This window comes from Sphingobacterium sp. MYb388 (genome assembly GCF_037479535.1).
In the GTDB taxonomy this organism is placed as follows: domain Bacteria; phylum Bacteroidota; class Bacteroidia; order Sphingobacteriales; family Sphingobacteriaceae; genus Sphingobacterium; species Sphingobacterium anhuiense.
Map to the genome: position 1 here is coordinate 1034466 of NZ_JBBGYV010000002.1, position 25401 is coordinate 1059866.

Genomic DNA, 25401 nt, shown 5'->3' on the forward strand with positions numbered 1-25401 from the left:
GCAAACCTACTAAAAATTATTAGTTTTTGTAGGTAAGTCTTGATTTTTTTTATTGATAATTTAGAACTCTTTTGCGGAGCTTTAAGGATGATAACAAGTAAACGTTAATTAAAGCATTTTCTTATGTTTTTACTGCAGAAATTAATTTTTCTGTATGTCAATGTAGTAATTAAAAGTGTCAATCTTTATATTTTCTTTGGTTAGATTGTGAATATTTAATGTTTGGTCGTTGTTCGTGATATTAATTGCTTTTAAATTATTATCTGCGGTACCAATATAGACTGGCATTTCAAAATTTTCGACTGTATTTTTCCATTTCGCCTGAACTTTTCCATCTTTTGTCTCTGAAATACATAACACAGGAATCAAAGTTGTCTTCACATATTGCTCAAATATGGAGTTGAAGTTTAAACCAGATTCTTGATTGATGAAATTGACAATATCATCATAATCAACCTGCTGATGGTAAAACTTAGCGTTTAATCCTCTCAAAATAGATCGCCATTTATCATCGTCTGCTATAATTGTTCTAATCATGTTATGCAGTACACCACCTTTATTGTACATGTCTCCGGAGCCTTCATTATTAACATGATATTGTCCTTGAATCGGTGTTTTGTTTTGAATTGCTCTTCGATTGCCATGTATGTATTCTTGTCCAGCTTTTTTACCAAAATAGTAATCGATATAAAGTGCTTCTGAATAATTGGTAAAACTTTCATGAATCCACATGTCGGCAATATCCGATGCTGTGATATTATTTCCAAACCATTCATGTCCGGCTTCATGTATGATGATAAAGTCCCACTTTAATCCCCATCCTGTTCCAGAACCATCTCTTCCCAGATAGCCATTTAAAAAACGATTGCCATACGCTATACCACTTTGATGTTCCATCCCTAGATGAGATGTTTCAATTAGTTTGAAACTGTCTTCATAAAAAGGGTAGGGGCCAAACCAATATTCAAATGCTTTTAACATCGGTTTTACATTGGCCTCGAAATGCGGTTTTGCCCGCTCTATATTTTCACGTAGTACGTAGTAGTCAATATCTAGCTTTCCTTTTTCACCATTAAAGCTATCTTGAAAATGTACGTAATCACCAATATTGATTGCAATGTTATAATTGTTAATGGGATTGGAAACAAACCAGTTGAATTTAGTTTTCTTCTTACCGATGCTTTCCGTATTACGGAGACGACCATTAGAAACATTCATAAGTTCTTTAGGCACCGTTACAGAGATTAAGACGCTATCGGGTTCGTCTGACTGATGATCTTTATTGGGCCACCATAAGCTTGCTCCAATGCCTTGATTTGCACTTGCTACCCAAGGTTTGTTATTGCTGTCTTTTTTCCAATCAAATCCGCCATCCCAAGGAGCTCTGTTGGCTTGATGTGGTGTGCCTGAGAAATACACTAAAATAGAATCCAGTGTGTTTGCTTTAATCTGTGTTGGAAAATCTATAAAAACCGCATTAAATTCTCTTGTATACTTTAGCTGTTTACCCCTGTAAAGAATTTTATCAATTGCCATATTATCAAAAAGATCAATCTGGATGCGATTGAAATCTTGAATAGTTTTAAATTTAATGAGATTGCTTCCTGCAATGCTACGTTTTGGAATATTAATATCAACATCTAAGTGATAATAGGTGACATCGTAGCAGGTTCTTAAGGGAGTCAGTTGACCTCTTAAAGAATCTTTGCGGGAAAATTCATTTTTGTCCGATAATAATTGCCCATTTACAAGGCAGGGAGATAATAAAAGAAATAGAATTAAATAGGATAGATTTTTCAACGCTTATAATTTTAATATAAGTGTTAAATATAAGATAATTTGCCTATTTAAAAAAATGGGATCTTTTCTAAGAAATAGATCTATTAGCTTTTTTTATTAAAAAAGCTTTCAATTTCTGTTAATGAAAAGCTATTAAGGCAATTTTTAGCACTTAATCCTCCTTTTCTTGCGACAAATATCCCGTAATGCATATCAAGTAAGCCTTCCGTGCGGTGAGCATCTGGATTAATTGATAAAAGTACGCCCTTTTCTAAGGCATAGCGATGCCATCTCCAATCTAAATCAAGTCTTAACGGGTTAGCATTAATTTCAATCACAACGTTGTTAGCCGCACAAGCATCAATTATTTTTTTATAATCCAATGGATAACCGGATCTACTTAATAAGAGGCGACCTGTTGGATGTCCTAATATCGTCGTGTAGGGATTTTCTATTGCTTTTAACAGTCTAGCAGTTGCTTTCTCTTCATCCATTTTTAGATTAGAGTGAACGGACGCAACTACAAAATCAAAACCTGCAAGAATTTCATCTGGATAATCTAACGAACCATCGGATAAAATATCTGACTCAATGCCTTTGAATATTTTAAAGGGAGCAAGATGTTGATTAAGCTGATCGATTTCTTCCCACTGTTTTTGCACCCGCTCAATAGGGAGGCCATTGGCATATACAGCAGTTTTTGAGTGATCACAAATTCCGAAATAACTAAGTCCTAATTCTTCCTTTGTATATCTTGCCATTTCAGCTAAGGTATGCACACCGTCACTATATGTCGAGTGATTATGTAAAGTTCCTTTAAGATCATCAAAATTGATCAATTTGGGTAATTGATGATTTTTCGCCAAAAATACTTCATCCAGCCCTTCTCGAAGCTCAGGTTCAATATAGTCTAAGCCTTGTTTAGCATAGATTTCTTCTTCAGAACCTAAAGCTGTAACCAAAGTTAGATCGAGTAATTCTAAGTGGTTTTTAGAACCGGTGGTTAATATTAAGTTTTGGTAAAATTCTGCTGTTGCTGATAGATATATATGAAAGGAAAATCCTAATTCATCTCGAAATGAAATGTATTCAAGTTCTTCCTTTAGACTGTCAGCATAATTGGCATTTAGATAAGCTAAAGTAGTTTGTTTATCCGTATCCAATAAGATATCAACAGCGCTAAGTACTTCGCATTTTCGTCTAAAATCTCCAGTAAATGAAATCAGGGTAGGAGATAAGTTCTTTTGTAATGAAGCTAGTAAGTTGTTTGCATTGGATAATACCCTTGCATATAAAAACCAACCTTGATTGGATATGGAGAATTCGATGGATTTTTTAATATCCTCTTGTGTTTTTAGGCCAAAACCCTTTGCCTCAATGAGCCTGTTTTCGTTGCACGCATACAATAACTCACCAACACTTTCAATCTGGAGCTCAGTCCAGATAATTTGTATCTTTTTTGGACCTAAGCCTTTTATGTTAAGCATTTCCAAAATTCCTTCTGGAGTAATGCTTAACATTGCGTCTAGCTCATCGAACGAGCCAGTTTCGGCTAATTTTTTCACCTTCTCTGCAGTGCTTTTCCCGATACCGGGCTGACTGCTTATTTCTTCTAAAGAAGCTGTTTCCAGCAGAAAAGGTATTTTATCTAACTTAAAGGATGCACTGGCAATTGCTTTTGTTCTGAATGGGTTTTCATTATGTAATTCCATCAGTTGGCTACATAACTTGAATTTTTTAGCAATTGTCTTATTATCCATTTTAGTTATTTTCTAATACTTGATCTTGTTGTTTTACCTCTGGCGCCGGTTGATTGAATTTATAGAAAATTAATCGAACACCCGAGTTCTTTGTGAAAAATTTCACTGTCCAGTTGATAAAGGTAATTACTTTGTTTCTAAAACCAAAAATAGACATTAAGTGAACAAACATCCAAACAATCCAGCCAAAGAATCCATTAAAATGGATTTTACCCATATCAACTACAGCTTTCGCACGACCAATTGTCGCCATTGAGCCCTTATCAAAGTAAGAGAATTTTTCATTTGAACGGTTATCCATCACATTGCTAATGTGCTTGGCAACATATTTACCTTGTTGTTGTGCTACAGGTGCCACACCAGGTAATCCACGTGGTAAATCATCTGTGATAAATGCGGAAACGTCACCAATTGCGTATACATTTTCCATATCTAACACACGACATTGATCATCTGTTTGAATGCGGTTACCGCGTTGAATATTTTCTTTTTTGAAACCTTCAGGAAATTGTCCTGCAACACCTGCGCCCCAGATAACTGTTTTTGTTTCGATCGAACTACCATCACCAAAAGAGATTGCAGTACCATCAAAGCCCGTTACAGAAACATTTAGTAATATTTTAACACCTAATGCTTTTAAATATTTTTCAGAGTCTTCAGAAGATTTTTCTGATAAGTTTGCTAATACTTTACTTTGTCCTTCGACTAAGTAAACATTCATTTCTTCCTTGCGTAATTCTGGATAATCTTTTTCCAGAATATTATTTCTGATCTCAGCAATTGCTCCAGAAAGCTCAACACCAGTTGGGCCACCGCCTACAATTACAAAGTTTAAAAATGATTTACGATCTTCCGGATTTGCAATTTGAACAGCTTTTTCAAGATTTTGTAGCACATAGCTCCGAATGTTTAGAGCTTCTTGAATACTTTTCATTGGTAACGCATATTTTGCAATTTGCTGATTTCCAAAGAAATTTGTTGTTGCTCCAGTAGCAACCACTAAGTAATCATATTCAAAATCACCGATATTCGTTTGAACAGTCTTGTTGGACGAGTCAATATGATTAACTTCTGCAATTCTGAAACTAAAATTCTCCTGAGATTTGAACATCTTACGGATAGGGAAAGAGATCGAATCTGCAGATAATGTACCTGTAGCTACCTGATACATTAAAGGTTGGAAGGTATGAAAATTATTTCTGTCTAATAATAGTACTTCTACTTCCTTATTTTTTAACTTTTTAGCAACTTCAATTCCACCAAATCCAGCACCAATAATGACCACTTTTGGGAATTTTCTATCTGAACGATTGCTTAGCATATTATTTGAAATTTATATAAAATATTCGGAAAATTGTAATCCTTCTGCAAATATCTTAATTTTTCACTCAAAAAACTAAAATATCTTTATATATACTTGCTTTTTATTGTCATATTTATTGATAACTAACTGTTTTAATATATCTCTTGTTTTATTACTCCTTGTTAATCAGTGTTTTGTAAACCGTATTAATTGCATGGTTTATTAATACGGTTTGTCTCAAAAAATGAAAAAAAGTGTGTAAAAAGTACACTTTGACAATTTATTACTGTAATGCTCCTCTTATTTTAATACTTAGGCCGTTATTTTCATTTGTTAATCGCAGCTGGCATGCTAGTCGGCTATCATCATTAGCATCGGGTAAAGTATCGAGCATATCGAGCTCTTGGTCTTGAGGTTCGGACAAGTTTTCACCTCCAGATTTAATTTCAACATGACAAGTTGCGCAAAGTGCCATGCCTCCACAGGTAGCTAGGACCTCATAATCGCATGCTTTTAGCAATTCCATTAGGGATAAGTTGACATCCGTAGGAACTTCGATTGTTTGAACAGTTCCATCCCGATCTTCAATTTCTATTTCAATAATATTGTCCATAATTTAAAAAGTATTGATGCCATTAACAGTTGTATATTTGAAGCTTAGTTTTTGATCTGGATACACATATTTAAAAGCACTTTGAGCCATTAATGCCGCTTCATGATATCCACATAAAATTAACTTTAATTTACCTGGATAGGTATTGATATCTCCGATAGCGTAAATACGTTCTACATTTGTCGAATAATCAACAGTGTTAACTACGATAGCACTCTTGTCAATATTTAGACCCCAGTCCGCAATAGGTCCTAGTTTGGGAGTTAGACCAAATAGCGGTATAAAATAGTCCGCCTCCATTTTGACTTCTTCTTTTTGTTTATTGACTGCAATGACGTGCGATAAGCTATCTGAGCCATGCACATCTGCCAGGTTGTGAGATAACAAAAGATTGATAGCTCCTTTTTGAGCAAGATGATAGACCTTTTCTGCAGAATCTGGTGCTCCTCTGAAAGAGTCACTTCTATGAATTAAAGTAACTTCCTTTGCAATATCGGCTAAGTAAATCGTCCAGTCTAGAGCAGAGTCGCCACCACCCGCGATGATGATCTTCTTGTCACGATACGTTTCTGGATTTCTGACCATGTAATCAACACCTTTTCTTTCATACTTAACTAAATTAGCAAGTTCAGGTTTTCGGGGCTCAAAGCATCCTAAACCGCCTGCTATAACAACTACTTGGCAGTGTATACGTGTTCCTTCTGAACTAACGACCACATATGAACCATCTTCCTGCCTTTCTAAGCCTTCAACACGCTCGCCGAGTGTAAAAGTGGGATTGAATGGTTCGATCTGTTTCATCTGATTGTCAATCAACTCTTGAGCACGGATAGTCGGGTAGCCCGGTATATCATATATCGGCTTATGCGGATATATTTCAGACAACTGACCTCCAACTTGAGGTAAAACATCAATGAGGTGACATCTCATCTTTAACAAACCTGCTTCAAATACAGCAAATAGACCCACTGGTCCGGCTCCTATAATACATATGTCTGTTGTTATCATATCAAATGTTAATTACTTAAGTTATTATAAATTTTGTCTAGAATACGTGTGAAGGAACTAAAGTCCTCGTCTGTGAGATTTTCCCAAGCTTTCATGCGAATGCTGGAAACGATGGGAGAGTAGTTTTCTACTTTCTTTCGACCTTCCTCTGTTAGGTGCAAGTGGATACTTCGCCTGTCAGAGGGATGGATCACTCGTTCTGTTAATCCTTTTTTTATTAACAGATCAACAATTCGGGTGAGGGTAGGTTGATCTTTGCAACATTTTTCAGCAAGTTCTTTTTGCAATAGATTATCATTCTCATAAAGTGTCTTCATGATGGTCCACTGATCTACGGTGATATCAAAATCATTATCTGTAAAAGAATTTTGTGCAAATTGTTTTACTTTTTTTGCTGTTCTTTCTAATATGAAAGAGTATCGATTGAATTTTTCGTCTTGCATTTAAAATATTTGTATCGCTAATATTTAGTACAACAAATATAATCATTTAATACTTAGTGCAACAAGTATTTGGTTGATTTATTGTAAAATAAAAAAGGCTTTCAGTTTTATCTGAAAGCCTTTTTTAAACGTTTTGATTTTTTACTAAGGAGTTACCGGTTCTGCCTTTTTAGGAGCTTCTTCGAAGTGTTTTCCTTTACTTAAATCATATACTGCTGGTGCAGCTAAGAATATAGATGAATAAGTACCTACAATAATACCAATTAAGATCGCGAAAGAGAAACCTCTGATAACTTCACCACCGAAAATAAATAATACTGCTAATACGAATACAATCGTCAATGATGTAATAACCGTTCTACTTAATGTCGTATTTATGGCGTGGTTGATCGTTTCACCAAAATCTTTATTTAAAGCATTTGGTTTGTTTACATCTTCACGGATACGGTCAAATACCACTACAGTATCATTCACTGAATAACCTAATACCGTTAGAATAGCGGCAATAAAATGCTGATCAATATCTAATGAGAATGGAACAATACCATCTAAAATAGAGAACAAACCTAATACAATGATGGCATCATGTACAGTTGCGATTGCCGCACCTGCTGAATATTGCCATTTACGGAAACGCACTAGGATATAAACCGCAATGATTAATAACGCAAAGATAGTTGCATAAATTGATCTTGCTTTCATATCTGTCGCGATACTAGGACCAACTTTCTGAGAAGAAAGAATCTCATATTTGTTGCTTGCATCTACCTTCGATAATCCGTCATTCAATTTAGTTAAGACTTCTTTATCTGCTTCATCAGAAGTCTCTTCTACATGGTAAGTTGTTGTTACACGTACTTGATTTGCAGCACCAAAGACTTTAACTTCAGTTGTTTTCTGGAAAGCATCATCTAAGTTTTGACGCACAGCTTCCAAATCAACTGGTTTATCATAGCGGATGGTATAAGTACGTCCACCTTGAAAATCTACACCTTGGCTAAAGCCTTTAATAAAGATTGATGCAAAACAAGCGATAACAATTACAATAGAAACGATGTAAAGGCCTTTTCTTTTCTTGATGAATTGGAAATTTGCATTTTGCAATGTTTTCGCAGACCAAGGGAAAGAAACTTTAATTTTCATATCACGTTCTAACATCCACTCAAAAATAATGCGAGTAAGGAATATACCTGTGAATAATGAAGTGATAATACCCACCATTAATGTAGTAGCAAATCCTAAAATTGGACCTGTTCCGAAGAAGAATAATACCAACCCAACTAAGAATGTTGTAATCTGTGAATCTAAGATCGAAGGTAATGCGTGTTTGTAACCATCTGCAACCGCTTGACGGATTGATTTTCCACCGGCTAATTCTTCACGTATACGTTCGTAAATTAGGACGTTGGCATCCACCGCAGTACCCATCGTTAATACGATACCCGCGATACCTGGGAGTGTTAATACTGCATTCAGCGATGCCAATACCCCCATGATAAAGAATACGTTTATTAGAACAGCAATGTTTGCTACTAAACCTGCAGTGTTATAGTATGCAATCATGAATACAAGAACAAGCACAATACCGATAACTGCTGAATTCACACCAGAATCAATAGCCGATTGTCCTAAAGTAGGACCTACGATCGCTTCTTCAACGATTTTAGCGGTAGTTGGTAAGCGACCAGCTTTTAGTACGTTCGCTAAATCCTTTGTATCTTCCACTGTGAAAGAACCAGAGATAGATGAATTACCACCAGCGATTTCTTCATTAACGCCAGGTGCAGAATAGACTACATTGTCAAGAACGATAGCGATCGATTGGTGACCTTGTGCTGCTTTAGCTGTAATTTTTTTCCACTCACGAGCACCGTCGCTGTTCATCTGCATGGAAACAACGGGTTCATTTCTCTCATTAAACTCATCACGCGCATTGGTAATAACATCACCAGTTAATACTGGGCCATTATCAACCCCTGCAGGTCTGATTGCATATAAAGAAAGGATATTTGGTGTTTTAGCTTCTGGTTTTACTGACCATAACAATTTTAGATTTCCAGGGATAATAGATTTAACCTCAGGTCTGTTTAAAAAAGCATTTACTTTGGCAGTATCTTTAAGTTCTGCACTACCTACCATTGCGCCAGGCATTAAGGCCATCTGTTGATTCTCACCCATGTAAACAGCAGGTCTCAAAACATCAAATAATGGATTTTCTTGCGACAATTTAGCAGCAGCGCTATCTTTTGTGTTTTTATTAGCACCAAGGTTCGCTAATAAGTCATCAGACTTTTTAGTCGAATCTGTTGTTGCTTTATCATCTGTCGAAGCAACTTTTAAAGTTGCAGACAAAGTTTTATTGATGTTTTCCAATAAAGGATACACTTCTTGATTAGCATGAGTTTCGTAAAACTCTAATTTAGCTGATCCTTGTAATAATTTACGGACGCGTTGTTCATCGTTAACACCTGGAAGTTCGATCAAAATACGATTTGTACCTTGTTGAATCTGGATGTTAGGAGAAGCAACTCCAAATTTATCAATACGTGTACGAAGTACTTTGTATGAGTTTTGGATAGCATTATCAGCTTCTTTTTGTAAAAAAGATTCCAATTGTGCATCAGAGTCCCCCGCTTTGATTAAAGATGCATTATCTTTAGTCGCGAAATAAGTTGAAAGTGGAGTCGTACTACCTGCAGCTTTATATTCTTCAATGAATAAATTAACTAGAGATTTTTGACTTGTTTTACTTTTCGAAATAGCAGCTGTAAGTGCAGCATTGAATTTCTCATCTTTAGGATTATCTGCTAAGTTACGAATCAACTCATCGATTGAGATTTCCATCGTAACGTTCATACCCCCTTTTAGATCAAGTCCTAAAGCAAGTTCTTGTGCTTTAGCTTCTCTATAGGTGTATTTTGCAAAACCTAAATTGTAAACAACCTCGCCAGCGATAGAGTCTAGGTACGATTTTTCACGTGCCATATCTCCTTGTGCATAATTCTCAGCATCACGCTCAACTTTGCGGGTTACAAAAGTGAATGATAGGGCGTATAGACATGCTATAGATACCGCTATCACCAAAAATTTAATCAGCCCTTTACCTTGCATCGTCTGTTTTTAGTGTATTAGTTTGATATTATATGATATAATTGATAACTCATTCTTGTATGAAAATTACAATTCTCCAAGAATGCCAAAGGTATAAAAATTTTGTAAAATGAAAAGCTTTATTTGATTAAGCTTATGATAAAAAGCGATTAAATTGCAATGAATACGATATTGCTATGCAATCTAATAGAAAAAGCCTCCCGTTTGGGAGGCTTTTTCTATAAAAATGTACTGTTTTATTTATCTCAACGTGTATTTGATACCGAAAGAAAAAGTAGATGCATCAAAGTCACTATTGTGGTTTAATCTCCAATCTGGTTTCCAATCTGCGTGAAAACCGATAGGTGCAGCCGGAATTTTAAATTCTAGACCTAATTGAGGACGAAGTGCTACAAGAGTAATATTGTCACCTGCGTCAACAAAAGATAACTGTGCACCAACACCTGCATACCATCCTAATCCTTTAGCACCAGAAAATGGTCTTGCATATTGGTAATCTGCTCCTACAGCAACCACATTGTCATCGAACATAATTTGTGCCTGTCCGTTGTTTGCACCTCCCATAGACTGTTTGTACTGAACACCCCATAAATCACCAGCTGTACCGTCAAATACAACACCAATTGCAGCGCGTTGTGGTGATTGTGCTTTTGCCTCCTGTGCTCCTAGAGCTAATATGGCAACAGCTGCTACCGATAGTAATACTTTTTTCATAATATGTGTTTTATATAAATTCAATTTAGACATCTTATGCAAATAACCTGCCAAAAGTTGTTACGCACGATGCCGGAATGTTGGCTGTTTGATAAGGTTGCATGATTAAGCTAATGAGAATGAGCTGTTAACTGCATGTTAGGATAATCATTTAAATGTAATTAGTGAAATTAATTTTTATATTTCGCTGAAAATACTTAATTTTGCCTGGCAAATAGAGAACCCAATACATATTTGCCATGCAATTAGATCCACAAAAATTCGTAGCAGAAGGACTTACCTACGACGACGTATTATTAATTCCAGCTTATTCTGAAGTTTTACCACGTGATGTCGATACAAGTACTTTTCTGACAAAAAAAATCAAATTAAATATTCCATTAGTATCTGCGGCTATGGACACGGTGACGGGTGCTGATTTAGCTATTGCTATCGCACAAGCCGGCGGTATTGGTATGTTGCATAAGAACATGACGATTGCAGAGCAGGCTGCTGAAGTACGTAAAGTAAAGCGTTCAGAAAGCGGTATGATTCAAGATCCTGTAACTTTATTGCAAACTGCAACAGTAGGAGATGCTTTTAAAATTATGAAAGATCATAAGATTGGCGGCATTCCTGTAATAGATGAAAAAGGCAAGTTAGTTGGTATTGTAACGAACCGTGATTTACGTTTCCAAAAAGTCATGAGTCAACCGATCTCTTCGTTAATGACGAAAGACAATCTTGTTACTGCACCAGAAGGGACAGATTTAGTACGAGCAGAAGAAATTTTACAAGATCATAAGATTGAAAAACTTCCAGTTGTTGATAATGAAGGTATATTAAAAGGTCTTATTACTTTTAAAGATATTCAAAAATACAAACATTATCCAAATGCAGCTAAAGATACGCACGGTCGTTTATTGGTTGGTGGTGCAGTTGGTGTCACTCCAGATACTTTAGATCGTGTAGAAGCTTTAGTAAAAGCTGGTGTTGATGTGATTACTATTGATACTGCGCACGGTCATTCAAAAGGTGTAATTGATAAATTGAAATTGGTGAAAGCAACATTCCCTGACTTACAGGTTATTGTTGGTAATATCGCTACAGGTGCAGCTGCAAAAGCATTAGCAGAAGCCGGTGCTGACGCTGTAAAAGTAGGCATCGGACCAGGTTCAATCTGTACAACACGTATTATTGCTGGTGTTGGAGTGCCTCAGTTGTACGCCATCTATGAAGTAGCAAAGGCATTAAAAGGCACTGGTGTTCCATTGATCGCTGATGGTGGTATAAAACAAACAGGTGATATCGCAAAAGCAATTGCAGCTGGTGCTTATACCATTATGGCCGGATCATTATTTGCAGGTGTTGAAGAAGCTCCGGGAGAAACGATCATTTACGAAGGACGTAAATTTAAATCATACCGCGGAATGGGATCTATCGAAGCGATGGAAAAAGGATCTAAAGATCGTTACTTCCAAGACGTTGAAGATGATATTAAGAAATTAGTTCCTGAGGGTATTGTTGGTCGCGTTCCATATAAAGGGACGTTAGCTGAGGTTGTATATCAATACATGGGCGGATTGAAGGCATCAATGGGCTATTGTGGAGCTGCTACAATTGAAAAGCTACAAGAAGCACAATTTGTACGTATTACAGGTGCTGGATTACGTGAATCTCATCCACATAATATTTCGATTACAAAAGAAGCTCCTAACTACAATAGTAGAGGTTAATAAAAAAAGGTCAGCGATTCAATCGCTGACCTTTTTTTTATACCTCGTCTGTTTTTTTCCTGAGATAATTATAGATTTCAATTTGTGAGCGACAAGACTCCTTGTCATTTTCAACGTACCGGTTATTGAGTTCATTGTTCAAAATACGGGCTTTTACATTATCGCGTAGCTGGATCTGCAACATATCTTTGATTTCATCCCTTATTTTCTTACTGTTAATTTTTACAGCAGCCTCTATACGGTGATCCAAGTTTCTCGTCATCCAATCTGCTGAAGAGATATAGGTCACTTCTTTTCCTGCAGCATAAAAATACATCACACGGGCATGTTCCAAAAATTCGTCAACGATGCTGATAGCATTGATTGCTTTTTTAAATTTTGTTTGATTCGTGGCGCAATAGATACCTCTTACAATGAGATCAAGCTGTACACCCGCTTCGGCGGCATCATATAATTTCTTAATCAGTATCCGATCACTGAGCGAGTTCACCTTTAAGATGATACGCGCTTTTCTTCCAGCTTTAACCTCCTCAATTTCTTTATCGATATAATGAATAATTCCATTACGCATATCTGTAGGGCAGATGAGTAGGCTATTGCAGTTTTTAATGACTTCAGCTGGATTGCTTTTTGGCTTTTTTAGGAAATGAAAGACTTTGTTTATATCTGCCATGACACTTCTATTGCTGGTCAGTAAACAGTAATCTCCATATAGTTTTGCTGTTTTTTCATTGATGTTCCCTGTACTTACAAAACCATATTGAATGGTTTTGGCACCAACTCTTTTTTTAATGATGCAGAGTTTTGCATGTACCTTTTTATTAGGAACACCAGTTAAAACCCGAATACCCTCAAGTTCAAGTTTCTCTTTCCAAAATAGATTATTCTCTTCATCAAATCGAGCCTGTAGTTCAAGCATTACTGTTACATCTTTTCCATTTCGTGCCGCATTAATCAACGCATTGACGATTTTACTATTTGATGCGAGGCGATATGCTGTGATTTGAATAGTCTTAACATCTGGATCCATTGCCGCTTCGCGGAGCAGATCGATTACTGGACGGAAAGTGTGATAAGGAAATGATAGCAAGATATCTTTTTTGATAATGATATCGGTAATCCTTTGTGTTTTGTTCAGTTGAGGATGTGTAAATGCTGGGTTTGTAATAGGCAGGTTTGGTTGCTTAAATACATTAGGGAAGTCCATAAAATGTTTGAAATTATGGATTTTCTGCCCGGGTATGATATTATCTTTTTTCGTTAATTGTAATTTTTTGATTAAAAATTCGACTAGCCTAGGGTCCATTTCTTTATCAAAGATAAAGCGTGTTGTTTTACCTTTTCTTCTGTTTTTTATCCCTTTTGATATTTTCTCTGCTAATGTGGTATTGATATCATTATCAATATCAAATTCTGCATCTTTAGTTATTTTGAAGACATGCGCATGAAATTCGTCGAATCCAAAATAAGAAAAGATATAAGGAAGATTGAATTTAATGATGTCTTCTAGTAAAATAATATGTTTTTCCTTCGCTGAGGCGGGTAAGATTACAAAACGACCATTTAGCGTAGTTGGAATTTCGATTATGGCAAATTTTGTTTCATATTCCCATTCCTGTTTGCGCATGGAAATTCCTAAGTAAAGACTTTTATCGCGAAGATAGGGCATAGGGCGACTATCATCGAGCAATAATGGAATGACGTTAGACTCGACATCTTCTGAATAGAAATTGCGAACAAATTCTTCTTGTTTAAGGTTGAGCTGACTTGCATCTTTGATATATACATGCTGTTGCGCCATCTCTTTTTGTATAAGCGCCCAAAAATTATCAAACTTTTTTTGCTGTTTTATAACAATCGTATTGACTTCATCCAGTATAATTTGCGGGTCTTCAAAAAAGGATGTATTAGCCTCTTTGTCTTTAATATCTATTGCGCGTTTTAGCCCCGGTATGCGTACTCTAAAAAATTCGTCTAGGTTATTAGAAAATATGCCTAAGAATTTTATTTTAGAAGGAAGAGGTACTGTTTCATCAGCCGCTTCCTGTAGAACTCTGCTATTAAAACTTAACCAGCTGACATCTCTAGGAATGAATTTTCGTGCCATATTTTTTTTAATACTTCTTATTTATGCGATTAGCCTCAAATGTAAATTTACTTAATTAATGTAGTATTTTAATAGTATTAAATTATTGTTAAATATATATGTAGTAACACCTCTTTAATACTATTAAGTGATCTAGTTATCCGTTATTTTGATCTGAATACCTGTCGAATGTGATGACATTTCTGGCGCATATAGATTTTGAATAGTTGTTATTCCATTTGAAAATATACCCGCATTATTTGCTCTTAACTCATATTCAAATACGTAGCTTCCTTGTGGTAAATAATCGATAAAAAAATTCGTTGCAGCGTCTTTGGTGCTTTCATAATAACCAAAACCTTGTTTGTATTTATAGGTTGATGTTACATTTGTTGGCTCAAACCCAGATGCTCGCATATCTTTGAGGTGTACGAATGATAGATTTCTATCACTTTTTATCAAAATCCGTACTTTCACAATATCTCCAAGTTGAATAGGTGTTGTTGCTGTTATAGGGACTAGTACTTCTTTCAACTGTTCAATTTTCTTGAGATAAAGCTCTTTTTGTAAGCTAATGGTTGATGAGGCGGACCGTATCTGATCTAATTGTTCAAAATACTGGTAATACAAACCTCCTAATGCTATGCCAGGACTTGCTTTTGAGATCTCAACTTTCCCTAATGCAGGTTTAATTTCTTTTTTCATCCAACTTTCTTTCCTGTAACCAGAACCGATTTGTTTCGATATTTGTGTTTCATCTAATGGTTTACCAGCGACTTTTATGGTAAGACCTTCTGGAGCATCTAGCCAGTTTTCGCCATAGTTGATCAAGGCATCAACAGCAGCGACGGTCGCTTTAGTTGAATTCCAGTGTCGTACTTGTTTATTTTTGATCAACCAGATCTTCATATTTTCAATTGCTTTTTTATCTTGACTTACTTCGTCAAATGCTCTTATCAGTTGGGCTTGTGTCTCAATTGGTGCTTCGTACCAAGACCAGCCAGGTTGATTTTGATTCCAGTACATACCTTTTTCAACAGATTCAATAGATTTTTGTTGTAATTGTTTGATGACTAGTGCAGCAGCTTCCTTTAAGTTGTAGCGATTTAAAATAAGGGCTACTTTGGCTTGGGTGCTAATACTATATGTTAGTTTATTTTTATCTATCTCTTTTAGAAAATATGCAATAGCTGGTTCCAGTTGCGTATTTTTATCTTCAGGCGAATAACTGCTTCTTACGAAGAGATATTCGATTCCTTGATCAATATTAGGTTTCATCTTATTGTCTTGCTGAAAACGGGACCAATTATGTAAAATCTCATTGTCTAAAAATGCGAAGCCTTTCGTGATGATCGGTTTAACCATATTTGTCAAATCAAATTCAGCAATGATGCCTTTCGCATTTAATTTATTGATGCCCTCAAGTATATAGGTGGAGACCTGGAAATTCTCATTACCTCCAGGATACCATGAAAACCCTCCACCGGATGATTGCAAAGCAGCAAGTTTCGCGACGTCTGTTTTTAATGTATTTTTAAGCGTATTCTGATCAAATAGATGTGCAATGTTCTTCATTGTTTCTTCCTCATTAATTGCATCTTTTAACCAAGGTGTTTCCTGTATCATAATTGTTTTCAATTCCTCATTGATACGTAAATTTGATTGAAGTTGCTGTTTACCTTTCCATTGTTCAAATACAGGCTTTATTTTTGGGTGCTGATTGACCAGATGTGCAGAAAATGAATTTAGATAGAATTTACTGAAAATTGATTCTGATGATTCATATGGATACTCATTGACATAGGGTAGCGCAAATAAGGCATGATAGATCGGATTGCTTGTTAATTCTACTGTATAGCGGTATGGTTCGGAAGTAGACGAGCCCTGTTGTAAACTTTTCATTTCAAAAGATTTCGACTGACCTTCTCTTACAGCAATAGGTAAAGTTTCTGTGACTAACATACTGTTTTTTAGAACAGGAATAGTGGATTCTTCACCGTCAGAGAAGTTACCTCCTTTTGCCACGATACGGTATGTGATTGCTTCAATATTTTTAGGGATCGTAATTTCCCAGCTCGTATTTTCACTGCCTTTAGCAATTACCGTAATTTGTTTTATTGGAATGTTAAGAGCTAGGGGCGCCATGGTAATTGCATCAAACATTTCTAGCGAAACAGAGGTTTTTAAATCATTTGCAGACAAGTTATTGACCTTTGCTTTGATTGTTATTTGATCTGCTTCTCTAAAGAAACGTGGCATATTGGGTACAATCATCAGATCTTTTTGTGTTTCAACAAAATTAGTGTAGGTACCTATAGCTAATTCTTTACTATGCGCGATTGCCATAAACTTCCAGCGGGTTAAACTTTCTGGAGAATCAAAGCTGAACACCGCATGACCATCTTTATCTGTTCGTAGTTGAGGTAAGAAGAAAGCTGTTTCCTGTAGATTTTTCCGAATCTGAATTGGATTCTCGCCTTTATTTTTGTCGATTTCTGCTTGACTGGAGACTACGACTACCTCTTCCATTACAGGAGATGCTGCATCTGCGAGCATAAGATCTTCTTGGGCTGCTCCAGCCGCCTGTTTTGCTACTGCACCTCGGATTCTAAGTGATCCAGTAGGGGACATTCTTCTGGTACGGCCAAAATCATAATTATTGATATTGAATCCAAAATTCTTAAATCGATCGTAATTTAGTGCCGTGTTAAAATTCAATTCGCTAAAATTTTGGATGAAAGTACTTCTGCTGAGATTATTGGTATAATACCAGGCTCTATAAGAAGGATATGAATAAGGATTTAGAGGAAATGAAAAATCATTGCTGGTCACATTTTTAAGTTTGTCTAAAGATGCGTCATACATATTCACCAAAAGCTCTGATGCTATCTGCTCCCCTTTTTTTCCTTTAATGACCAATTCCCAAGTTTCTTTTTGTCCAGGATACAGTTTATTTCTGAAAGTTTTTGTTTCTATTGTTAGCGATGGGCTATATTGTTGTATTGGCAATACCAAAGTTTTAGTGAAAAGCTGTCCATTTTTAACACCAGTGAAATTCAATACCAAACTATTCTTGATGGTTTTAGGAATTTCAACTTGAATTGTTGTTTTCATTTTTGAAACGACTTTAAAATCTATTTTTTCATCTTCGGAAGAAGTCATGTTGAGATGAAGAGAATCAAAATCCGTTTCCAGACTTATTTTAGCCTTGTCAGCTAGTTGATAATTAGCTTTGTCAGCAGTAACGGTCAAAGGTGATTTTTCATCTGATTGTAGCCGTGAATTGTTGATTTCAATCATCCGCTCACTACGAATAGTATCTTCCGCAACAATTGAAATTGCTTCCAATTTATATTTTCCTGCAAAACTACTGCTGTTTGGAAGTTTTATTTTATTTGATTGGGAAAGATCAAAATCTGCCTCGTAAGCCACCGTAAAATCCTCTTCTTTTTTATATTCAATTCCGTAAGGTTCATAGGGGAACTTCTGTAAAAATTCATCCTTAGGAATGCTATTGTAATAACTAAAGTCATGTGCAATATAGAATGACGGGGAGACAATAAGACGTTTATTTTCTATTCGTTTTTTTAGTATAAATTTACCTTTTGCAGGTACTTTTTGTCCAGATAGGTTTTGTGCACTTATTGTAATCGAATCCAGATCATTTGCATCAATTTGTTCTGGTGCATCTATCTGTAAAGTAAAGGGAATATTTCCGATAGTTAAACGGGTGGTACTTTCATTGGTTTCACCAGTAGCATCCATTACTGAGGCATCGATGTTGAATGATTGGGTAACTCGCCACTTGCTGTTAAAATCTTGTGGTATTTCACTTTTGAAACTAATGATAAAATTTCCCTCGTTATCAGTTCGTATGGTATCTATTTTGATTGTCTCGCTAAATGTGCGATCGATAATTCTATCATATACATCGAAAGGTCTTATTCTATTTTCAACTTTGTTGACCGAATATGCCACCGTGGCATTAGCTATAGGAACACCGCTAAAAGATATAGCTTTTCCTGTTATAGAAATGGAGTCACCTAATGATTTCTTATCTTTAAATTCGTCAAAAGTAACTTCAAATTTTGGACGTTTATATTCTTCTACACTGAAGCTGTAATTTTGGTTTATGCCATCACCAGTAATCTGTATATAATACTGACCTGTTACATTACCTGTATTTAAGATAAATGATCCTGCTATTGATCCAAAATCATTGGTGACCAATGTTTTTTCATCAACACGTTGATTATTTGTATCGTATAATCCCACAACGATGCGTTTATCAGCCATAGTTGCGTATTTAATCTTTTCGTAATTCTTATATACGATTGCTTTGAAATAGACAATCTGGCCCGGTCTATAGATCGATCTATCCGTAAATATTTTTGCATCGTAATGTGCGTCTTCTTTATGATCAACTTGAGGATAATAGTATGAATTGAAGGGGATGAATACAGGTTCATCATTAATCCTTAAAAAAAGATTTCTATTTTGATTTTTATTGTTAAAAACACCATTCTTATTTGTCGCTTCAGTTGATTGTAGTTCAAACTTATCTTGACGTAAGTTGTAAAATTTCAATGAGGCATTGGATTGTTGTGCACCTGTTTCCCGGTTTACGATCAGTACAACTTGATCATCTTGCAACATTGCGTATTTGCTAAAATTTAATTTTAGATAGCCATAGCAGTTTTTTTCATTGTATTCGTTTTCAAATGGAGAGGAAGCATATACGATGGTATAAGAACCTGCATCAAGTGCAGGGATTAGCAAAGTTGTCTCGTGACTTACTTGATCTTTAAAATCTTTAAGATCAAAAAAGCCTTCCTTTACAACGTTGTTATTTTTGGTGAAAGTGTGGATTATGTTCCATAATGTACTATCATTAGCGTTGTTAATTTCGGATTGAAAACGATCTAAGATATTTCTTGGACGTATTATTTTATAGAATATCTTACTGACATTTCGGTGTGTCACTTTCATTAATGCCTCTTTATTCGCGGTATTAAATTCCTTCGATTCAAGAAGAATTTCTGGTTTTAATATATTTTGACGGACTGTTGATAGATAGGTTTTTGTATGAGCACTGTCCGCAAGCGGTAAATACGTTTCTATTTTTCTTAGTAAGATATTTATTTGTTCTTGTTGATTTACCGCGACAATATTTGCCTTGTTTTTGTAGATGTTGATATAATCTACAATCATAATTTCTTTGAGTGGGGACTGCTTATATTTTGCGATCCAATTTTCAAGAATTTGTAATCTGGAAGAATCTGGATTATTTTTGCTACGCAATAATTGGTATTGATTAAATAAATAGGCATCTATATTTTTGCCCTCATGGATTTTTATAAGATCGTGGTATAAGCTATCGACAATTTTGGTATTACTATCTTTTTGATTTCTAGCTGAAGAGATCTGGTAGGGCTGATTTTGTTGAAGGAGATCGATATAATCATAAACTGCAATATCGTATAGCGTTGGCAGATAGGACTGCTGTGGTGATTCAATGAGTTTACTCCATTTTTCTTTTGGTTCATGCAAGAGCATGTCTTTTTCTATTAAGGCATTTTGATATAAGGATTTGATTTTATCTTCAAATTGTTTACTTGTCCAGAAAGTAAAATCGTTATTAACATCGTTTTGTACTTCAGTACGCTGATTAATGCTGTAATAATTACTGATGAAATAATCGTTATAATTACGGGCCTGTTGAATGGTTAAAATGGCTTTCGCGGTTTTATTCTCGAGCTGTTTAATTTTGATATCAAATTCTTGAATGACTTTTAATTTTATATCCGAATCATCTGAAGTCTGCATGTTTATCTTTTGGCGATATAGAAAAGCTTTGACCTGTTCATCATACCAATTTCTTTTTACTGCTTCGGCTTCTACCTTAGCAAGAATAGGAGAGATCTCTTTCCAAAATTGATTATCAGCCAGACTGTCAATCTGCATCCATAAGGGAGCAAGATTGTTTTTCTTTTGTGCATATGAATGCGATAAGCACAATAATGAGTATATGAAAAGGAGTATTTTTTTCATGATAAAACCTATAGAAAATAAAAAAAGAGAATACAATGCGTATTCTCTTTAAATATAAAGAATTTATTGTTCCTTTTTATTTTTTATCCATACCCGATTTTTTTGAAATTTGAATCGCTTGAAACTTCTTCCCATCATAGTGGGGAGCTTCTATAGTTAGTGAAGTAGGATAGGGCGTATTTTTATCAAAAAAGTAAGCCGTAGTTGAGCTTCCATAATCATTTACCGGTAGTAAATCTATGCAGGCCTTATAATCTGCTTCATCAGGTTTGCCAACAGAAATTGCATATATGCGTATGATACCGCCTTTATTTTGCTCATTTCTTACAAATGCAACCTCTTTAAATTCGCCAGGTAGATCTTCAATGCTTTTTTGTGTTAAAGAATCCTTTAACATGAAGGCTAGAATTGCTAGAATAGGTATGATAATTAACCATACCCGTTTATTTTTTTTCATTAAACTTATTCATTATGAGTGTAAGCTTCCATTTGTATCAGTAAGCTCAGCGTACTCGAGTTGTTTTTGTAATGGTAATGAAGCTATCATGAGCAAAAAATTTATATCCTTACTTATTTCACGATCTTGATAGCTTCCTTAAACGTATTGTAATTAAATTGCTATTGTAATTCCTAATAGTTTGTAAAACTCCTTAAGAATAGCTTGATGACCTGGCCAAGCAGGTGATGTTACTAAATTTCCATCTACAATCGCTTGATCTGCGGGGATGTTTTTCCATGTTCCGCCAGCAAGTTCGATGTCTGGTCCTACAGCTACATACGCCGTTAATGTACGTCCTTGGAGTACTTTTGCTGCTGTTAAAACTTGTATGCCATGACAGATCGCCGCAACGGGCTTATTGTTGTCAAAAAAATACTTTGTTATTTCTAATACACGTTTGTTCAGTCGGATATACTCTGCAGACCGGCCTCCCGCTATATACAGACCATCATACTCTTCTACATTAATGGTATCAAAATCTTTATTGATTCCAAAATTGTGTCCACGTAATTCCTTATAGGTTTGGTCACCTGTGAAATCATGAACTGCAGTAGGTACTACATCACCTTTTTTGCGATCTGGTGCTACAGCATCAACATCAATACCTAGAGAACCCATAGCCTGAAAAGGAACCATTGCTTCGTAGTCTTCTACGAAATCGCCAACAAGTAATAATATTTTCTTTGCCATAAATTTGTTTTTTATCTCTCCAAGATACAAAAAAAGTCAGAGACGACTATGACTTTTTCTGTTAAGTTATGGTTAAACTAGCTTTGCCGTTCTCTCTTTTAAAGCACGTTTAGTTGCTCGTACTTTAGCTTCTAACTTACTTCTATGTTGAATATTTGTAACTCCTTTTCCGCTTTCGAAATTATTTCCAAATTCAGGTAAGGAGAATGAGTCCAAAACTTCTGCCCCATCCCAAGTGATTCTATTTACGGCTGTATTTAAAACAGTAGATCCACCCATAGGTCCTGGGCTAGTAGCTAATAGAAAAACAGGTTTTCCATTGAACGTTTTACGACCTGCAATTCTGGATACCCAATCGATGATGTTTTTGTAACCAACATTGTAAGAACCATTGTATTCTGCAATCGATATCAATAAAAAATCGGATTCATCAATTTTTGACGCGAAATCTAATGCTAATTGTGGAATGCCAGACTCTATTTCTCTATCAATAGAATACAAGGGCATTTCGTAATCATTCAAATCTAATATATCGATTACATCGTCTACTTCTTTATAATATTTAGAAACTGAAGTAACGAAAGTTTTGTTAATTGAATTTCTGCTGTTACTAGCAGCAAATGCTAATATTTTCATTTTGAGCTTTTATTATTTGATGTTCAAACGTACAATATTAATTTTATGAAAATGTCAAAATAATGTTTGAAAGGTTCCAAAATAGTTATTTATTGACCTAGATCAAGATTAAAACGTTCATACATGCCCAGAAAGCCAGTTAACCCTCCGGTATGAATAACCAAAATGCGTGCATCAGGTTTAAAGTAATCTTGAGAAATCAAATCATTAACCGCAAAAAAGAGTTTACCTGTATAAGTTGGTTCGATCATGATTCCTGTATTGGAAACAAATTTTTCAATGAACCGTAAAAGTTCGGGTTTAGTTTTCGCGTATCCTCCAAAATGATATCCAGTATGAAGGGTTGCAACAGGATCGCTAGGATATATTTTGTGCACTTCATCATGAATAAAATCTCCTCCTTTTAAGACAGGTACACCATGGACAACAGTTTGTAATCCAGATGCCGCCACACCGTGTTGTAATCCTGCGAGGGTAGTCCCAGTACCGCAGGCGCAAAAAATATGATCGTAAGATTCCTGTAGTGATGCTATAATTTCTTCGCATCCTTTAGAACCAAGCGGTCCATGACCTCCCTCATCTATAAAATAAGCATTTGAGTTATTACTGAAATGTTTATCAAACAGAACTTGCTTATTTTTAAATTCGGTACGATCAGTATAGATAATTTCCATCCCAAATAATCGACACATGGCGATGAGCGGATTATTTATTCCAGGGTCACTCCGTAAAAAGGCTGTTGTTTTTAGACCAAAGGTAGCACCGGCGCAAGCTGTTGCCAAAATGTGGTTAGACCATGCACCGCCAAAAGTGACCAAATGGTTTTTATTTTCTGCTAATGCACGCTCCAAATTAAATTTTAATTTCCGCCATTTATTACCTGAAATAAACGGATGGATCATGTCATCACGCTTTATAGAGACATAAATAGTTTTTTTTCCCCAGTCTGGAAAACTAATTTTTTGTTCGGGACTATAAAAATTAAAAGATATCATACACTTTAATGTACAAAGTTAGTAGAATTTGTATGAATTAGGTTATTTTTGTACGATGGCTGAAAATTTAGAGTTACAAGAGCAAGATGATCAAGAGTTATTTGAACATTTGCGTATAGAGGTAGATAAAGGACAAGCGTTACTGCGCATCGATAAGTTTCTGATGAATAGAGTAGAGAATGCATCTCGAAATAAAATTCAGGCAGCTATTGAAGCGGAGTCCGTATTAGTGAACGAAAAGCCTGTAAAGGCAAGCTACAAAGTGAGACCATTTGATGTTATCACTGTTGTCTTGCCCGATCCCCCAAGAGATACCGAAGTATATCCCGAAGATATTCCTTTGGATATCATTTATGAAGATAATGATGTATTGATCGTCAACAAAGAATCTGGAATGGTTGTCCATCCTGGTTTTAATAACTATAATGGAACATTGGTAAATGCTTTAACGCATCATATTCAGCAGTTGCCACAGTTACCCGGAAACTCTGATCGTCCAGGTTTAGTGCACCGTATTGATAAAGATACGTCTGGATTACTTGTTATTGCCAAGAATGAAAAGTCGATGACTCACTTGGCGAAGCAATTTTTTGATCACAGTATCACAAGAAAATACATTGCGCTGGTATGGGGTGATATTAAAGAAGATGGTACCATTACAGGTTATATAGGGCGTCATCAGAAAGATAGACGTATTATGGCTATGTACGACAGTGAAGCAAATGGGCGCTGGTCTGTTACCCATTACCGGGTTATAGAACGTTTAGGTTATGTGACTTTAATTGAATGTCAGTTGGAAACTGGAAGAACACATCAGATTCGTGCACACATGCAATCTATTGGTCATCCATTATTTAATGATGCCATGTATGGTGGAGACAAGATTATAAAAGGTACCGTATTTACAAAATATAAACAATTTGTAGAAAATTGTTTTAAAATATTACCTAGACAAGCTCTTCATGCAGAAGTAATTGGTTTTGTACATCCAACATCAAAAGAAAATATTAAATTTGAAGTACCATTACCAGAAGATTTTCGTTTAGGATTGGAGAAATGGCGTAATTATGCTGCTTTATCAAAACCAACTGAAGAATAATATTTATACTTAAATGCCAACAACATATATCAATTTTAACGGTAATATTTTACCTGAAGAACAAGAGATATTCTCTATTGAGAATAGGGCAGTACGTTATGGCGACGGCTTGTTTGAAACGATGCTGTTTAAAGATGGTGAGATCAGATTCCTAGCTTTCCATATGGAAAGGTTGCAAAAAGGGATGCTCGCTTTACATTTGGAAGATACAAATCTTTATGATGAATTTTTCTTTCGTTCTAAAGTAGAGGAACTGATACGGAAAAATAATATGGTCGGTCAGCTTGTCCGGATACGCTTAACTGTTTTTAGAAATGGGGGCGGTTTGTACAGTCCACATTCAAATAAACCTTCGTACGTGTTTCAAGTTGCGAAACCTGAACCTAATCTGAAGGATAAAAAAGTAGGTTTAATTGTTGATTTGTATACCGAGTATAAAAAACCATTTAGTGATTTATCAAAAATTAAATCACTAAATTCTCAAATTTATGTTTTAGCTGGAATTCACAAGAAAAAAATGGGTTTTGATGATGTTTTATTATTGAATCAAGAAGGATTTTTATGCGAAGCATTGAGTTCAAATATATTTGTTCATTACGAGAAAACGTTATATACACCTGCTCTTTCAGAAGGCTGTATTGAAGGTGTTATGAGACGTGTTGTGATCGACATGGCCATTGATGAAGGAATAGAGGTGGTAGAAGCTCAGATAAGCCCACAGATCATGAAAGAAGCAGAAGAGATATTTCTCACGAACGCTGTTCAAGGGGTACAATGGGTCATGGGTTATAAACAAAAAAGATATTTCAATAAAATTTCCAGAATATTGCAGAATAAATTACAAAACTGGAATTATAACGATCCTGAATAAAGTAAAGTAGAAATTTAATAAAAAGCTT

The 25401-nt window shown here is 35.5% G+C and carries 17 protein-coding genes; 3 read left to right on the plus strand and 14 right to left on the minus strand.

Translation table 11 applies throughout. The features are described 5' to 3' along the window. Nucleotides 1–141: 141 nt before the first annotated feature. The 8 genes from WH188_RS10105 to WH188_RS10140 form a co-directional block, all read right to left on the minus strand. Nucleotides 142–1800 carry a M1 family metallopeptidase gene (locus tag WH188_RS10105; RefSeq protein ID WP_132772639.1) on the minus strand — a complete coding sequence of 553 codons (1659 nt, stop codon included), beginning with the start codon at nt 1798–1800 and terminating at the stop codon, nt 142–144. Nucleotides 1801–1883: 83 nt separating this feature from the next. Then, complete coding sequence (locus WH188_RS10110) at nt 1884–3539, minus strand: DNA polymerase/3'-5' exonuclease PolX (RefSeq protein ID WP_132772641.1); 1656 nt, start codon at nt 3537–3539, stop codon at nt 1884–1886. Nucleotide 3540: 1 nt separating this feature from the next. After that, a complete protein-coding gene (locus tag WH188_RS10115) occupies nt 3541–4860 on the minus strand; it encodes an NAD(P)/FAD-dependent oxidoreductase (RefSeq protein WP_132772643.1) in 1320 nt (439 codons plus the stop codon). A gap of 265 nt (nt 4861–5125) precedes the next feature. Next, nucleotides 5126–5455, minus strand: coding sequence for a 2Fe-2S iron-sulfur cluster-binding protein (locus tag WH188_RS10120; RefSeq protein ID WP_132772645.1), 330 nt, complete (start codon nt 5453–5455; stop codon nt 5126–5128). Nucleotides 5456–5458: 3 nt separating this feature from the next. After that, a complete protein-coding gene (locus WH188_RS10125; protein ID WP_021191189.1) occupies nt 5459–6463 on the minus strand; it encodes an NAD(P)/FAD-dependent oxidoreductase in 1005 nt (334 codons plus the stop codon). A gap of 8 nt (nt 6464–6471) precedes the next feature. Further along, on the minus strand, nt 6472–6906 hold the full coding sequence (locus WH188_RS10130; RefSeq protein ID WP_132772649.1) for a MarR family winged helix-turn-helix transcriptional regulator: 435 nt from the start codon (nt 6904–6906) through the stop codon (nt 6472–6474). Nucleotides 6907–7050: 144 nt separating this feature from the next. Then, nucleotides 7051–10017, minus strand: a complete 2967-nt coding sequence (gene secDF, locus WH188_RS10135) for a protein translocase subunit SecDF (protein WP_132772651.1) — start codon at nt 10015–10017, stop codon at nt 7051–7053. Between the two features lie 240 nt (nt 10018–10257). Then, nucleotides 10258–10731, minus strand: coding sequence for a hypothetical protein (locus WH188_RS10140; RefSeq protein ID WP_031289033.1), 474 nt, complete (start codon nt 10729–10731; stop codon nt 10258–10260). Nucleotides 10732–10970: 239 nt separating this feature from the next. On the opposite strand from WH188_RS10140, the gene guaB reads away from it, so the two are divergent. Further along, the gene (gene guaB / locus WH188_RS10145; protein WP_021191186.1) at nt 10971–12446 is read left to right on the plus strand and encodes an IMP dehydrogenase; all 1476 of its coding nucleotides are present in this window, start codon (nt 10971–10973) and stop codon (nt 12444–12446) included. 37 nt (nt 12447–12483) lie between these two features. On the opposite strand, the gene ppk1 is transcribed toward guaB, so the two are convergent. From ppk1 to WH188_RS10175, 6 genes are all read right to left on the minus strand, one after another. Next, on the minus strand, nt 12484–14553 hold the full coding sequence (gene ppk1, locus WH188_RS10150) for a polyphosphate kinase 1 (RefSeq protein ID WP_132772652.1): 2070 nt from the start codon (nt 14551–14553) through the stop codon (nt 12484–12486). Between the two features lie 132 nt (nt 14554–14685). Beyond that, nucleotides 14686–20583 carry an alpha-2-macroglobulin family protein gene (locus WH188_RS10155; protein WP_339423896.1) on the minus strand — a complete coding sequence of 1966 codons (5898 nt, stop codon included), beginning with the start codon at nt 20581–20583 and terminating at the stop codon, nt 14686–14688. Between the two features lie 76 nt (nt 20584–20659). Beyond that, nucleotides 20660–21040, minus strand: coding sequence for a hypothetical protein (locus WH188_RS10160; RefSeq protein ID WP_132772658.1), 381 nt, complete (start codon nt 21038–21040; stop codon nt 20660–20662). A gap of 153 nt (nt 21041–21193) precedes the next feature. Then, nucleotides 21194–21772: a DJ-1/PfpI family protein gene (locus tag WH188_RS10165; RefSeq protein WP_021191181.1), complete on the minus strand. Its 579-nt coding sequence runs from the start codon at nt 21770–21772 to the stop codon at nt 21194–21196. A gap of 72 nt (nt 21773–21844) precedes the next feature. Further along, nucleotides 21845–22408 (minus strand): NADPH-dependent FMN reductase, encoded by a 564-nt coding sequence (locus tag WH188_RS10170; RefSeq protein ID WP_132772660.1) that lies wholly within the window; start codon nt 22406–22408, stop codon nt 21845–21847. Nucleotides 22409–22497: 89 nt separating this feature from the next. Next, on the minus strand, nt 22498–23403 hold the full coding sequence (locus WH188_RS10175) for a 1-aminocyclopropane-1-carboxylate deaminase/D-cysteine desulfhydrase (protein ID WP_021191180.1): 906 nt from the start codon (nt 23401–23403) through the stop codon (nt 22498–22500). A 55-nt stretch (nt 23404–23458) separates the two neighbouring features. Between WH188_RS10175 and WH188_RS10180 the strand changes: the two genes are divergently transcribed. Both WH188_RS10180 and WH188_RS10185 read left to right on the plus strand, forming a co-directional pair. After that, entirely contained in the window at nt 23459–24502 is a 1044-nt protein-coding gene (locus WH188_RS10180) for an RluA family pseudouridine synthase (protein ID WP_021191179.1), read from the plus strand. Between the two features lie 13 nt (nt 24503–24515). Continuing rightward, on the plus strand, nt 24516–25373 hold the full coding sequence (locus WH188_RS10185) for an aminotransferase class IV (RefSeq protein WP_208699796.1): 858 nt from the start codon (nt 24516–24518) through the stop codon (nt 25371–25373). Nucleotides 25374–25401: the final 28 nt, after the last annotated feature.